14 protein-coding genes are annotated in these 12,655 nt (G+C 68.9%); 3 read left to right on the top strand and 11 right to left on the bottom strand.

The window, feature by feature from the left end; genetic code table 11:
* Genes PcP3B5_RS06725 through cpaB form a run of 10 tightly spaced genes read right to left on the bottom strand, consistent with a single transcriptional unit; the run spans position 1 to position 9,942 of the window.
* Positions 1-459, bottom strand: a complete 459-nt coding sequence (locus PcP3B5_RS06725; protein ID WP_009618307.1) for a TadE/TadG family type IV pilus assembly protein — start codon at positions 457-459, stop codon at positions 1-3.
* A 45-nt stretch (positions 460-504) separates the two neighbouring features.
* Positions 505-2,253, bottom strand: a complete 1,749-nt coding sequence (locus PcP3B5_RS06720) for a pilus assembly protein TadG-related protein (protein ID WP_061560855.1) — start codon at positions 2,251-2,253, stop codon at positions 505-507.
* Between the two features lie 23 nt (positions 2,254-2,276).
* Complete coding sequence (locus PcP3B5_RS06715; RefSeq protein ID WP_061560854.1) at positions 2,277-2,558, bottom strand: DUF3613 domain-containing protein; 282 nt, start codon at positions 2,556-2,558, stop codon at positions 2,277-2,279.
* A gap of 60 nt (positions 2,559-2,618) precedes the next feature.
* Positions 2,619-3,425: a tetratricopeptide repeat protein gene (locus tag PcP3B5_RS06710; RefSeq protein WP_061560853.1), complete on the bottom strand. Its 807-nt coding sequence runs from the start codon at positions 3,423-3,425 to the stop codon at positions 2,619-2,621.
* Positions 3,425-4,336, bottom strand: a complete 912-nt coding sequence (locus PcP3B5_RS06705) for a type II secretion system F family protein (RefSeq protein WP_061560852.1) — start codon at positions 4,334-4,336, stop codon at positions 3,425-3,427. Before PcP3B5_RS06705 ends, PcP3B5_RS06710 begins: the two co-directional genes overlap by 1 nt.
* A gap of 9 nt (positions 4,337-4,345) precedes the next feature.
* Entirely contained in the window at positions 4,346-5,242 is an 897-nt protein-coding gene (locus tag PcP3B5_RS06700; RefSeq protein WP_061560851.1) for a type II secretion system F family protein, read from the bottom strand.
* Positions 5,239-6,480, bottom strand: a complete 1,242-nt coding sequence (gene tadA, locus PcP3B5_RS06695) for a type 4b pilus Flp biogenesis ATPase TadA (RefSeq protein WP_009618290.1) — start codon at positions 6,478-6,480, stop codon at positions 5,239-5,241. The genes PcP3B5_RS06700 and tadA overlap by 4 nt, the downstream gene beginning before the upstream one ends.
* Positions 6,477-7,721 carry a type 4b pilus Flp biogenesis protein TadZ gene (gene tadZ, locus PcP3B5_RS06690; protein ID WP_070065488.1) on the bottom strand — a complete coding sequence of 415 codons (1,245 nt, stop codon included), beginning with the start codon at positions 7,719-7,721 and terminating at the stop codon, positions 6,477-6,479. Before tadZ ends, tadA begins: the two co-directional genes overlap by 4 nt.
* Entirely contained in the window at positions 7,721-8,989 is a 1,269-nt protein-coding gene (locus PcP3B5_RS06685; protein ID WP_081884708.1) for a type II and III secretion system protein family protein, read from the bottom strand. Before PcP3B5_RS06685 ends, tadZ begins: the two co-directional genes overlap by 1 nt.
* Positions 8,990-9,024: 35 nt before the next feature.
* The gene (gene cpaB, locus PcP3B5_RS06680) at positions 9,025-9,942 is read right to left on the bottom strand and encodes a Flp pilus assembly protein CpaB (protein WP_061560850.1); all 918 of its coding nucleotides are present in this window, start codon (positions 9,940-9,942) and stop codon (positions 9,025-9,027) included.
* Between the two features lie 203 nt (positions 9,943-10,145).
* On the opposite strand from cpaB, the gene PcP3B5_RS32365 reads away from it, so the two are divergent.
* The 3 genes from PcP3B5_RS32365 to PcP3B5_RS06665 all read left to right on the top strand — a co-directional run bounded on the left by PcP3B5_RS32365 (position 10,146) and on the right by PcP3B5_RS06665 (position 11,816).
* On the top strand, positions 10,146-10,334 hold the full coding sequence (locus PcP3B5_RS32365) for a Flp family type IVb pilin (protein ID WP_009618286.1): 189 nt from the start codon (positions 10,146-10,148) through the stop codon (positions 10,332-10,334).
* A gap of 244 nt (positions 10,335-10,578) precedes the next feature.
* Positions 10,579-10,962, top strand: a complete 384-nt coding sequence (locus PcP3B5_RS06670) for a response regulator (RefSeq protein ID WP_051879135.1) — start codon at positions 10,579-10,581, stop codon at positions 10,960-10,962.
* Between the two features lie 41 nt (positions 10,963-11,003).
* Positions 11,004-11,816: a response regulator gene (locus PcP3B5_RS06665; RefSeq protein WP_070065487.1), complete on the top strand. Its 813-nt coding sequence runs from the start codon at positions 11,004-11,006 to the stop codon at positions 11,814-11,816.
* Between the two features lie 18 nt (positions 11,817-11,834).
* Here PcP3B5_RS06665 and PcP3B5_RS06660 read toward each other — a convergent pair whose 3' ends face one another.
* Positions 11,835-12,647, bottom strand: a complete 813-nt coding sequence (locus PcP3B5_RS06660; protein WP_061560847.1) for a response regulator transcription factor — start codon at positions 12,645-12,647, stop codon at positions 11,835-11,837.
* Between the last annotated feature and the right edge of the window lie 8 nt (positions 12,648-12,655).

Below are 12,655 nucleotides of genomic sequence, written 5' to 3'. Positions count from 1 at the left end.
TCACAGCAGCAGGCTGGCCTGGGCCTGCAGCACCGCGGGCAGCCGCGGCACCGGGCCAATGCCCGGCAGTGTCAGCACCGGCACCAGCGGGGTGGCATCAGCGGGGTAGCGCACGCAGACGGTGATGCGCGTGTAGCGGCCCTCGGCCACCGGCGCGGCCACGTACTTGCCGCCGCTGCAGCCGGTGTACCAGCGGCTCGGCATCCAGCCCAGGCGGCTCGACACGGCCTGGGCCACGGTGTCCTGCAGGGCCGCCTGGTACTGCTGCGAGCCCAGCGAGTCGTTCACCGACAGCGCCACCCGCGCGCCAGCGGCCGCGGCGTCGTTGAACGACTGCAGCACCAGCATGGGGATGCCATACGCCAGCACGCCGTACATCACGGTGAAGAACAGGATGAAGGCGGCGGCGAACTCGATGGTCACGGCGCCGCGCTGGCGGCTCGGGTGTTTCTGCTGCATGGGTTCCCCCGGGTAGAGTCGTGGTTGCCTGGCGACGGCCGTGGCCTAGATCAGGAGTTGGGCGCCCGGGGTGCGCAGGTCGATGATGCGCACGTCGAGGGTGCCGGTCTGGATGCCCAGCAGTTGCAGCAGGGGGTCCAGCAATGCCTGGCCCAACGCCCCCAGCAGTGAGGACAGCGCCCCGGTCAGTAGCTGAACCAGCCCCTCCAGCGTATCGGTGATGCCAGCGAGCACCTTGTTCAGGCTGTCCCACACGCTTCCTAGCAGGCAGGACAGCAAACCCCTGCAGCTCGAGTCCTTGCCTAGGGTGATTTTCAGTTTGAGTGACTTGCCCAGTTCGCCAAGCGCGCTGGCCAGCGACTGGCCCAGGGGGGTGGAGGCGCGCTGCACGGTGCTGGGCAGGTCGTCGGCGTCGGCGATATCGTAGGTGAGCTGTATCGGCGAAGCGGCGATCTGCACGCCCGCAATGGTGGCAACGTCGGTCTCGACGTTCAGCAGGTTGCTGAGGGCATGGGCCTTGAGCTCCAATTTGTCGATGGAAGCAATGCCCGGCGTGGCCTGCACCGTGACCGAGCCGTAGTGACCGACGCTGCCGCACTGGATGCTGTCCAAGGCGGCGCTGCCCTGCGCCACCCGCACACCCAGCCCGATATGCGCCTGCACCAGCCCCAGGTTGAGCAGGTCGGCATCCACTGTCGCCCCCAGCCGCACCTGGGCCGTCTTGGCGACGGTACGCCACTGGCCACTGTCATCCTTGCCGGGATAGCCGATGGCGATCTGCGGCGGCTCGATCACTTCCAGCGTTACCGTGGCCTTGGCGCCGGCGATGCCGATGCTCAGGTTGGGCAGTTCCAGCGCATGTCCCTTGTTGGCCAGCATGGCGGTGGCCATCAGCAGGTCGCCGAGGTTGACGTCCGCCCCGAGGGCCGAATTGCGCGCCGCGTCTGGTGCGATGACCGAAATGATCTGGCCTAGCGTCAGTCGTGCGCTGGGCACCTCCACCTTCGCCAACGCTGTGCGCAGCAGGCCGGTGTTGATGCCAACCACCTGCGAGGCATCGGCGGCATTGGCCATCGCCGTGACCAGTTGCAACACGCTGATATCGGTCTGAAGTAGGCTGTCCACCGAGCCGAGGTTGAGGTTCACCTTGGCCGCCTGCAGCCCCTGCCCCAGCGCCAACAGGCTGACGTTGGCGCCAGCGATGCCCTGGTAGGTCACCAGGTCGAGGTTCAGCCGGGTGCCCAGCAGGCCGCCGAGCAAGGCGTTGAGCAGAGGTGAATTGCTGCTGTCCAGGCGCAGCAGGCCGCTGCCCGCCGACAGCGCGGCCATGGCCTGGCGCCGGGCCACCGCCTGGGCCTGGAGGGTGACGCTGGTGGGCGTGCCGGCGCCGAACACCGAGGCGACGTTCAGCACCAGGCTCGAAGGCACCGTGCGGCTGGCGACGACCTGCACCGAGTCGTTCCAGCTGCTATTGGCGGCGCGGAATACACGCCGCTGGCCGCTGCCGTCGAAGACCACGTCGCCCAGGCTTGCGACCAGCCGGCCGTCGTCGGCGAAGCCGTTGCGCCGCGCGCTGGTGATCGCCAGCGCCTGCACGTCGGCGTTCGCCTGGGTAGCGCACATGCCGCTCTGGGTGGCGCTCTCCAGCGCCGCCATGTCTGCCACCCGCTGCAGCTTGCGCTGCTCCAGGTACAGGCGCCCGGTGTCCACCACCAGGGCCATGCAGATCAGCACCAACAGCAGGGTGACTGCCGCCAGCACACCGATAGCGCCGCGCTGCCGCTTGCCGAACATGGACATCTCCTTGACGTCGGGGATCACTTCCTGCCGGTGTTGAAGCCCTGGTTCTCGTCCAGCAGGTACTCGGGGATCGGGTGGCTGTAGCTGTCCAGGTAGCGCCGGTAGGCGCGGTCGCGCTCGGCCGCGGTGGCGGCCTGGCGGTTGGCCGAGGCCTGCTGGCCGCTGCGCTGCAGTTGCAGCCAGTGGTCGACTTCCCACTGGTCGCGGGCGCTGCTGCCCGCTTGCGGCCGCGCCGACTCGGTGGCGCCAAGGCCCAGGGGGGCGGCCAGCAGAAGGCCGCTGAGGATGATCCGTTTCATAGCTAGTCTCCGTTTCCATCGCGGGCCCTGGCCGCCTTGCGGCCGGGCGCCCGCCGTCGATTACCTGATCTGCTGTTCCACCAGCGGCTGCGGCAGGGGCTGCGCCTGCACGCGGACCTGGGCCACGCTGGCGCCGTCCGCCGCCGGCACGGCTGGCAGCGGCGCTGCCACTTGAGCCACCCGCGGCGCCGGTGCGCCGCTCCTGAGCGCATCGGCGCGCTGGCGGGCCTGGCGCACCTGCTCGTCGGACAGCCGCGCCTTCTCGGCCAGCGCCGTGGCCTGGGCGGTCTTGCCCTCCAGCAGCAACAGGCTGAGCAGGTTGCTGGCCGGCAGCTTGTCGTCGCCGTCCAGCTCCAGGGCGGTGAGGAATTCGAAGCGCGCGCCTTCGCGGTCGCCCTTGCGCAGCAGCACCACGCCCAGGTCGTTGCGCACCAGCCGGTCGGTGGGCTGCAACCGCGCCGCCACGCGCAGTTCGCGCTCGGCCTCGGCGATGCGCCCCTCGCGCAGGGCGATCTGGCCCAGGCCGTGGTGCGCCTCGCCGGCCTTGCAGGTGCCGAGCAGGGCCTGGTACTCGGCCCTGGCCTGCGGGCTGCCGATGCGGCGCAGCGCCACGGCCTTGCTTTCGCGCACGTCCAGCGACTGCGCCGGCAGTGTCTGCAGGTGCGCCAGGGCGGCGTGCAGGCGGCCCTCGCGCAACATGCCGCGGGCCATGTCCAGCTGCAGTTCCTGGTCCTGGCTCAGGCGGCTGCCGCAGCTCTGGCCGAGGGCCGGGAAGTTCTCCGCCAGGTTGCCGCGCAGGTCGTCCGGCAGGTTGGCGCAGCCGCCCAGGGCCAGGCCGATAAAGCCCAGCAAGCACAACGTCCTCATCACATTCCCCCCAGTGCCTTGGTGATGGCCATGAACCCCGGCCCGGCCAGGATGATCAGCAGCGCCGGGAACAGCAGGGTGATCATCACCAGGCTCATCTTCGCCGCCAGCTTGCTGATCTTTTCCTGCAGCGAGGTCAGCCGGCGGTCCTCGAACAGGGCCTTGAGCGTCGCCAGCGAGGCCCGCGCGCTGCCGCCCTGGCGCAGCATCTGGCGTAGCACGCCACAGCAGTCGGCGAGCTCGGCCACCTGCAGGCGCCTGGCCAGCTGATCCAGCTCGTCGGCCAGGTCCAGGCCGCTGTCGGCGTGGGCCAGCACCAGGTCCAGCTCCTGGGTCAGCAGCGGCACGATGTTGCGTCCCTCCAGTTGCACCACCCGCAACGCCTGTTCCACGGTCAGGCCGGTGTCGAAGAGGATGCGGATCAGCTGGATGAAGACGATGACTTCCTCGGCCAGGCGCCGGCAGCGCTTGTCCGCCAGGTGCGCCAGCACGCGCTTGGGCAGCAGGAAGCCGAGACCGGCGGCGAAGGCCAGCGGCAGCAGCAGGTCGTCCAGGGCGTCGCCGCGCAGCAGGCCGGCCAGCGCCACCAGGGCGCAGGCCAGCAGCGGCGCGGCCAGCTGCGCGGCCTGGTAGAGGCTGCGCGGCAGGTTGCCGTTCCAGCCGGCGCGGGCCAGCAGGTCGCGCACCTCCTGGTCGCCCGGTTGCAGGCGCCGCCCCAGCGGGCCGTCGCCGAGCCGTTCGATGGCCCGGGCGCCCCAGCGCGCGGTGTCCTCGCCGCCCTGCGCGGCGGCGCCCAGGCGTTGTTCGATCAGGTGCTGCTCGCGGTTGGCCGCGCGGCTCTGCGACACCAGCAGGGCCAGCGCCGCGCCGAACAGCAGCAGGGCCAGGAGTACGTACCAGGTTGCGTCCATGTCCGTCTCCTACACGCTCTTGAGCATGCGCCACAGCGTGACGCAGCCGACCGCCTGCAGCCCCAGCGAGGTCAGCAGCAGCGTGCGGCCGAAGCCGTCGCTCCACATGGCCATCAGGTAGCCGGGGTTGCTGGCCAGGATGTACATGCCCAGGCCCAGCGGCAGCACCGCCAGCACCAGGGCGCTGAAGCGCGTCTCGCCGGTCATGGCGCGCAGCTGGCGGCCGATCTTCTCGCGCTCGTGGATGACCTTGATGATGTTGTCCAGCAGGTCCGTGGTGTTGCCGCCGTAGCGGTAGTTCACCGTCACGCCCAGGGCGAGGATGTGCAGCTCTTCCACGTCGTAGAGTTCGGCGATGTCCTGCAGCGCCTCGGGCAGGCTGATGCCCAGCTGCACGTGGCTGCTGGCGCGGGCGAAGATCGAGCGCAGCGGGTCGTCGGCCGCCGCCACCGCCTGCTCGATGGCGTCGCCCAGGGTGCGCCCGGCCTGCAGGCTGCGCACCACCTGGTCGAGGAAGGCCGGCATCTGCCGGATCATCTTCTGCAGGCGGCGCTGGTACAGCAGGCCGAGCAGGCCGTTGAACAGCAGCAGCACCAGCGGCACGGCCAGCAGCACGCCGAACACGTTCAGCAGGCGCCAGCCCGGCACGGCCAGCGCCAGCATCGCCAGCCCCGCCCCGACCAGCCAGGGGCGCATCTGCACGATGCCGGCGCGGCGCATGCGCCGCACCAGCCAATGCTGGGTGCGCGGCCGCGCCGCGGCGAGGTCGCCCAGGGCCTGGCCGGGCACCAGGCGGCGCACCACCTGTTCGTTGTTGCGTGCGCGCAGGCCCAGGCCGAGCAGCAGCACGGCCAGGCCCACCAGCGCCAGGCTGGCCACCGCCAGCAACAGCGCCCCGGCGCTCATGCCGCCACCTGGCGCAGCTTCAGCCCCGACGGCACGCCGGTGCGCACGAACCTGCCGCTGGCGCGCCGGTCCAGGCTGAACAGCGAGTTGGTGACGTAGATGCCGTCGCGCACCTCCAGCACTTCCAGCACTTCGCTGATGCAGCGCCGGCCGTTGGCCTGGCGGGTGATCTGCACCACGATGTCCAGCGCCGCGCAGATCATCTGCCGCAGCGTCTGCTCGGGCAGCTTGTGCCCGGCCAGGCCCACCAGCATTTCCATGCGCAGCAGCGAATCCATCGCCGAGTTGGCGTGCACCGTGCTCATCGAGCCGTCGTGGCCGGTGTTCATCGCCTGCAGCACGTCCAGCACTTCCACCCCGCGGATTTCGCCGAGGATGATGCGGTCCGGGCGCATGCGCAGGGCGTTGCGGATCAGGTCGCGGGCGGTCACCTCGCCGTAGCCCTCGGCGTTCGGCGGGCGCGTCTCCAGGCGCACCACGTGGTCGTGGCCCAGCTGCAGCTCGGCGGTGTCCTCGATGGTGACGATGCGCTCGCGCGCGTCGATGAAGCCGCTCAGCACGTTGAGCAGCGTGGTCTTGCCGGTGCCGGTGCCGCCGCTGATGAGGATGTTGCAGCGGTTCTCCACGGCCTGGCGGAGGAACCCCAGCAGCGCCTCGTCGACGCTCTGGTAGGCCAGCAGGTCGGCGCTCTGCAGCAGCTCCTTGCTGAACTTGCGGATGGAGATGCACGGGCCGTCCAGGGCCACCGGCGGGATGATGGCGTTGACCCGGCTGCCGTCGGGCAGGCGCGCGTCGACCATCGGGCTGGATTCGTCCAGGCGCCGCCCCAGGGGCGCCAGGATGCGCTGGATGACGCGGTACACGTGGTGGTCGTCGATGAAGCGCAGGTCGCTCTGGTACAGGCGGCCGCGCTGCTCGATGAAGACGCGGTCGGGGCCGTTGACCAGGATTTCGCTGATGTCCGGGTCGCGCAGCAGCACTTCCAGCGGGCCGAAGCCGGTCAGCTCGTCCACCACTTCCTCGGCCAGGCGGTCCAGCTCGTAGCGGGAGATCGCCAGTTGGCGCCGCGCGGCGTACTCGCCGACCTTCTCGGCGACGTACTGGGCCACCGCCGGGCGCGCGCCCTCCAGCAGGTTCACGCCGTCTTCGTCGATCTCGTCGATGATGTAGCGGTGCAGGCGCATCTTCAGCAGCTGCATTTCCTGCTCGTGCGCGCCGAGGCTGCTGGCGTAGCTCATGGACGCGCGCCCCGGAAGCGGCCGAACCAGGGGAAGCGCCGCCGCGCCTGGCCGCCCACCGCGCCGAGCGGCTCGGCCAGGGCGCGCAGCTTGAGCGCCAGGGGGTCGCGCGGGGCCACCTCGAACAGGCTGCGCCCGAGGTTCTTCGCCCGCAGGCGCGCCTCGGCCGAGGCCGGCAGCACGCCGAAGAGTTCCAGGCCGAACATGCGGCACAGGGCCTGCTCGTCCGGCGGCACCGCGGGCAGGTAGCGCTCCACCAGCAGTTCGATGCGCGGCAGCGCCTGGCTGTTCTCGCGCAGGCGGCGCAGGCTTTCCAGGCCCTTCTTGCACGAGGGCACGCTCTGGTCCACCAGCCACAGCACGCGGCTGGCCTGTTGCAGCAACTGGCGGGCGAGCTCGCCTTCGGGCATGGCGGTGAAGTTGATCAGCACGTGGCTGAAGGCCGTGCGCAGGTTGCCCAGCAGCAGGTACAGCTCGGCGGTGGTCATGCGCTCCAGCACCCCGGGCTCGTCGGTCAGGCTGAGCAGGCGCAGGCCGGAGTCGTGGCGGCTGAAGGCGCTGTCGATCAGCGTCTGGTCGAGGCGGCGCAGGTTGCGCATGGCGTCGGCGAAGGTGAAGGGCGCGTCCATACCGAGGATGGCCAGGGCTTCGCCGGCCGGCTGGCCGATGTCCACCAGCAGCACCCGGTTGCCCTCCTGGGCTTGCAACGCCAACGCCAGGTGCAGGGCGACGAAGGCGCCGTCGGCGTCCGGCCGGGCGCTGGCCAGGGCGAACAGTTCGCCCTGCTGCACGGCGCTCACCGGCACGCTGGGCAGGCGTCCGCCCAGGCGCCGGACCAACCCGCCCAGTTCGCTGGCGCGGGCGCCGTAGGTGACGAAGTCGCGGGCGCCGGCGCGCATGGCCGCCAGCACCAGTTGGTTGTCCAGGCCATCGCCCACGGCCACCACCGCCAGCATCGGCCGCGCCGACACCAGGCCCTCGATCAGGGCGCCGTGGACCATCAGGTTGGCCTTGTTCAGGCTGATGAAGAGTACGCCGGCGCCGGTCACTTCCAGCAGCGCCAGCAGCTCCTCCAGGGTGCCGCTGGTGGCGGCGACCACCTGGCCGGCGCTGGCCAGGCTGCTCTGCAGCCACTCCAGCTCGCCGGCGTGCTGGGTCAGCGCGACGAAGGTCTGGGCGGCGTTGCGGCTTTGCGCGGCGGGCACGCGGCTGCCGCTGCGGCCCAGCGGATCGCCGGCCATCACTGGGACATCCCGCTGGCCGAAGCGCGGCCGTCGTACTGGCCGTTCTCCAGGAAGTAGAACTCGCCGAAGCCGGGGTCGTAGTTGCGCAGGCCCTCGCCGGGCAGCTTGGGCAGCGCGGCATTGGCCGCCAGCGGCTGGACCAGGTGCGGGGTGACCACCATCAGCAGTTCGCGGTCGTCCTTGTCCAGCTGCGAGGAGCGGAAGAACGCGCCCAGCACCGGCAGGTTGCCCAGGCCGGGGAACTTGTCGACGTTGCTCACCGTGTTGCTGCTGATCAGGCCGCTGATCACGAAGCTCTCGCCGTCGGCGAGGATCACGCTGGTGTCGGTGCGCCGCACGTTGAGCGCCGGCACCGCGATGCCGTTGGTCTGGATGCCGGCGGAGAAGTCCAGCTCGCTGACCTCCGGCGCCACCTTCAGGGCGATGCGCCCGGTGGACATCACCGTCGGCGTCAGGGTCAGGCGCACGCCGTATTCCTTGTACTCGATGGTGATGTTGTTGTTATCGCCGTTGGGCACCGGGATGGGGAACTCGCCGCCGGCCAGGAAGGACGCGCTCTGCCCGCTGGTGGCCACCAGGCTGGGGCGCGCCAGGGTGTAGGCGAAGCCGCTGCCTTCGAGCATGTTGAGGAAGCCCAGCACCTTGCTGCTGCCGCCGCCCCAGATGACATTGAAGCCGCTGTCGCTGGTGCCGAAGTTGCCCGTCACGCCGCCGTCGGAGCCTACGCTGATGCCGCTCAGGCTGCCCGGCGCGCCGAGCATGAACAGGTTGGAGCCGCGCCGCACCAGCGAGGTGCTGGCCTGCTTGAGCTTGCTGCGGCTGACCTCGACGAAGCGGATGTCGGTCTGCACCTGGCTGGCCAGGTTGGCGGCGGCGACGGCGTCGCTGGTCGCGCCCACGTCGCGGATCGAACGCCCGGCCACCTGCACCTGGGCCCGCAGCGGGTCGCCCGGGCAGCCGGTCCAGACCAGCAGGCTGGTCTCGCCCTGGGCCTTGCCGGTGACCAGGAAGTTGCGCTTGTCCAGCAGCTGCACGTCGGCGATCTGCGGGTCGCCAATGGCCAGGCGCTTGATCGGCAGCGGCAGCTGCTGGTCCTGCTGGGCGCCCTGCTGCAGCGCCAGCACCAGCTTCTGCGGCAGTTGCGCCAGCCCTTCGCAGGCCTTGGGCGCGGCCTGCGCCGAACCCAGCAGCGCCCATGCCATGACGCCCGCGAGGCAAACGCCCACCCCACCAGCCGGACGCCGGTATCCCATATTGCAAGCCATCCTAACTACTCCCTCTCCCTGCTTCAGGGGCTGATTCAAGGCGCCTCGTGGGCGACCGTGCCGCCGCGGTAGACCGTCACGCCCGCAGCGGCCCGCGGCCGGGCCGGGCTGCGCGGAGCCGCCGCGGCCACCGGCTGGCGGCGGCCGAGCAGTTGCTCCAAGGTGATGGACTCGGTGTTCGCGGCGCTCAGGGCGGTGTGCTGGTAGCTGCCCTGCTGCTCTTTCTCGTAGAGCTTCTCGTCCTTGCTGCGCACCGCCAGGCGCAACGAGCCGGCCTGGCTGGCCAGCATCAGCCGCGCGGTGGCGTTCGCCGGCACCGCCAGCACCGCGGTGCGCGCCACCTTGCGTTCCTTGTCCTGACCGTCGCCGGGGTTGCGCGCCTGGCCGTCGCCGGCCACGGCGATCTGCTCGCCATAAGTGAGGACGCGCACGCCCGGCAGCACCAGTTGGGCGCGGACGTCGCGCTGGATGCCCTGCTGGTCGGCGACGTAGAGCACCACGTCGACGTAGTCGCCCGGCAGCACGAAGCCGCCGCCGCCGACCACGTCGTCCACGGCGATGGCCATGGCCCGCTCGTCCGCGCGGATGGTCCGCGCCAGCGGGCCGCCGGGTTCGAGCACGGCGCCGGAGAGGATGCTGCCGGCCGCCACCGACACCCACACGCGCTGGCCGAGCAAGGCCTCGACCTTGGGATAGCTGCCCGCCGGCGCGGTCTGCAGGTATTCCAGGCGCAGGTCGTCCTTGCCCAGCAGCGCCAGTGCCGGCAGGTCGCGGGTGACCACCACCACGGGGGTGCGCTGCAGCTTGTCCGGGTCGGTGGGGAGCACGGCAGGAACGGGTTCGCTGGCGACCACCGGCGCCTCGGGCCTGCCGATGGACAACCCCAGGTAACCGACCACCACCGCCCCCAGTAACAGAAGCCCGGCAAACGCCATCAACAATTTACTTTTCATGATGATTATTTCGTTGCAGCCAGCGGAAAGCACATTCGGGAAGCAAGTATCGAAAGCAGACTCGTCGATCTCGCGAGAAGGCCGGCAAGCTACCTTGGCGCCCCGATAAATAAAACGACCAAAAGCTACTAGGCCCTTCCTACTAGTTGTAAAAAGTTACTCCCCATAAAAGAATCGGAAGATATACCCGCAACGGAGGCACCATGAACTTCAAGTTGAAAATCCACAAACTCGTCTCTTCCATGAAGGCATTCGCCAAGGACAAGGAAGGGGCCACCGCGATCGAGTACGCGGTCATCGCCGGGCTGATCTCCGTGGCCATCATCGCCACCTTGAAGCTGCTAGGTCCCAAGCTGGTCTCGGTCTTCGAGAAGATCACCAACTCGCTCTGATTTCCCGCCGCGGCAATAGCACCGCCCCACTTCATATCCGCAATCGAGGTGGGGCAAATTCATGAATATCCGCGCGCGCACTGGGCAGGTTCAATCAATAAGACCTGCCCAGCGGAAATGCAAAAGGAAACAGGCGAATACCACTCTCCGCAGAACTTCGGTAAAAGCGATGCTGACCCGATCGGAACTTCCCCTGATATTGCTCGTTGACGACGACACGGACGCACTGGCCTCGACGGCGGAGTTGTTCGAAAGTCTCTTCAATATAAAAACCGCGGGTTCCGGCCACGAAGCCCTCGGCACGCTGGAGGAAACGCCCCTGCCGGACATCGTCATCGCCGACCTGGGCATGCCGGGCATGAACGGGCATCAGTTGTGCGAAGCAATCAAGTCCGACGCGCGCACCCGCGACATCACCATCATCTTCCTCACCGGCGAGGACACCACCGAAGCCGAGCTGGAGGGCTTCGAGCTGGGCGCGGCCGACTTCATCCCCAAGCCGGTGGAGCCCCGCACCTTCGTCAGCCGGATCAGGTCGCACATGCGCAGGAAGCTGGAGCGCGACAGGCTCCAGGACCTGAGCGAATACCTGGAACTGCGCTCGCGGAACCTCACGCAATCCAGCTGAACCGCCGGGGCCCGGCGCCTGCGCAACAAGGTCTGAACACAGTGGCTACGACAAGAAAAGCGAACCTGCACGGGCACCAGGCACTCATCCTCGACGACGAGCCCGACATCGTCGAAGAGGTCGTCGACCTGTTGAACTGCGCCGGCTACCCCTGCCTGGGCGCGCACACGGCGGAACAGGCCCTGGCGCTGTTCCAGGCCAACCCCGGCATCGACATGCTGATCCTCGACTTCGACTTGCAGGACAGCCAGGGCCCGCGGGTGCTGGAGCGCATGCAGGCGCTGGCCGGCAGCGAGCGGCTGTTCGAGGCCATCACCATCAGCGGGCGGGCCGGCAAGGACGAACTGATCGACGTGCTGCGCAGCGGCTTCTGCGACTTCCTCGCCAAGCCGCTGAACCCCGAGCACCTGCTGGCCGCGCTGGAGAAGCTGGCCGAAAAGCTGGAGGAACGGGCCCGCGACCGGCAGCGGGTCATCCGCGCGGAGTCGCGCCTGGACGTGCTGACCGAGAGCCTGAAGTCCCTGGCCAGCGATGCGAAGAAGGCCATCAATTACGCCAGCACCTCGTCCAGGCCCGCCAGGGGCGAGCCCTCAAAGGACGACGAGGCCCTGTTGAACACGCCGGAAGACCAGTTGGCCAACCCCTTCTTCGCCAAGCTCTCCCTGCGCCAGCTCGACGTGGTCAGGCTGATCGGCAAGGGCCTGAGCAACTACCAGATCGCCTGCAAGCTGGGCATCAGCGAGCATACGGTGAAGCTTTACGTCTCCCAGTCGCTGCGCCTCACCGGGCTGAGCAACCGCACGCAGCTGGCGCTCAAGTCATCGCCCAGGCGCAAGGCGAACCACGACCTGTAGGCGCCCGCTTATTGCGGATTACCTCAGCGCCCCCCTGGCATCCAAGCCTCCAGGCGCGCCGGAGGAGGCGGCCAGCAGCATGGCCAGCTGGGTGCGGTTGCTGACCCGCAGCAGCTTGAATATCTGGGTGATGTAGAGCTTCACCGTGTTCTCGGAAATGCCCAGCTCATGGGCCACCCGGTAGTTCGAATAGCCCTTGCAGATCAACTGCGCGACTTCCTGCTGGCGCTGCGTCAGGTTGAAGAACAGCGGGCTGCTGATGTCGACCTTGTCCGGGGCGGTGTGCTCGTCATCGTCCAGGTCGAAGACGTTCGGGCCGCCGTGGACGTCCATCTTTATCGCGCTGACGTCCTGGAACAGCGAGTTCAGCGACTCCGCGATATGCTCCAGCCGGCCATTGAGGTGAAGGATCCTGCGTTGCCGGCGGATGCTCTGCAGCAGCTTGTTCTCCACCCGCTCCACCGACTCGATCAGCTCCTGCGGCGACACCGGCTTCATCAGGAAGTCCGAGGCCCCGGCGCGCATCGCCTCGACCACCTTGTCGCTTTCGCCGTACCCGGTGAGGACGATGACTTCGAAGAGGTAGTCGTCGCCCACGGCGCCGTGGATTTCCTTGATGGCGTCCAGGCCCCATTCGCTGCCCAGGTTCAGGTCGCACACCAGGATGCGCAACTTGGCGTTCTTCTTGAACAGCGCGACCGCCTCGGCGATGGAACTGCAACCGACCGAGGAGAAACCGACGCTCTCCAGCACTTCGGAAAGCTCCGATGCGACCAGCGGCTCATCGTCGATGACGAGCACCTCGAACGCCCGGCGTTGTTTGTTTTTCATTTGACTCC

Source organism: Pseudomonas citronellolis, from assembly GCF_001586155.1.
GTDB lineage: Bacteria > Pseudomonadota > Gammaproteobacteria > Pseudomonadales > Pseudomonadaceae > Pseudomonas > Pseudomonas citronellolis.
The sequence above is the reverse complement of the archived record's forward strand: the minus strand, read 5'-3'. Positions and strand labels throughout refer to the sequence as shown.

Bases quoted from the DNA above. Each gene is read 5' to 3' on its own strand.
- PcP3B5_RS06725 (WP_009618307.1), bottom strand. From the start codon at position 459: ATGCAGCAGAAACACCCGAGCCGCCAGCGCGGCGCCGTGACCATCGAG.
- PcP3B5_RS06720 (WP_061560855.1), bottom strand. From the start codon at position 2,253: ATGTTCGGCAAGCGGCAGCGCGGCGCTATCGGTGTGCTGGCGGCAGTC.
- PcP3B5_RS06715 (WP_061560854.1), bottom strand. From the start codon at position 2,558: ATGAAACGGATCATCCTCAGCGGCCTTCTGCTGGCCGCCCCCCTGGGC.
- PcP3B5_RS06710 (WP_061560853.1), bottom strand. From the start codon at position 3,425: ATGAGGACGTTGTGCTTGCTGGGCTTTATCGGCCTGGCCCTGGGCGGC.
- PcP3B5_RS06705 (WP_061560852.1), bottom strand. From the start codon at position 4,336: ATGGACGCAACCTGGTACGTACTCCTGGCCCTGCTGCTGTTCGGCGCG.
- PcP3B5_RS06700 (WP_061560851.1), bottom strand. From the start codon at position 5,242: ATGAGCGCCGGGGCGCTGTTGCTGGCGGTGGCCAGCCTGGCGCTGGTG.
- tadA (WP_009618290.1), bottom strand. From the start codon at position 6,480: ATGAGCTACGCCAGCAGCCTCGGCGCGCACGAGCAGGAAATGCAGCTG.
- tadZ (WP_070065488.1), bottom strand. From the start codon at position 7,721: ATGGCCGGCGATCCGCTGGGCCGCAGCGGCAGCCGCGTGCCCGCCGCG.
- PcP3B5_RS06685 (WP_081884708.1), bottom strand. From the start codon at position 8,989: ATGGCTTGCAATATGGGATACCGGCGTCCGGCTGGTGGGGTGGGCGTT.
- cpaB (WP_061560850.1), bottom strand. From the start codon at position 9,942: ATGAAAAGTAAATTGTTGATGGCGTTTGCCGGGCTTCTGTTACTGGGG.
- PcP3B5_RS32365 (WP_009618286.1), top strand. From the start codon at position 10,146: ATGAACTTCAAGTTGAAAATCCACAAACTCGTCTCTTCCATGAAGGCA.
- PcP3B5_RS06660 (WP_061560847.1), bottom strand. From the start codon at position 12,647: ATGAAAAACAAACAACGCCGGGCGTTCGAGGTGCTCGTCATCGACGAT.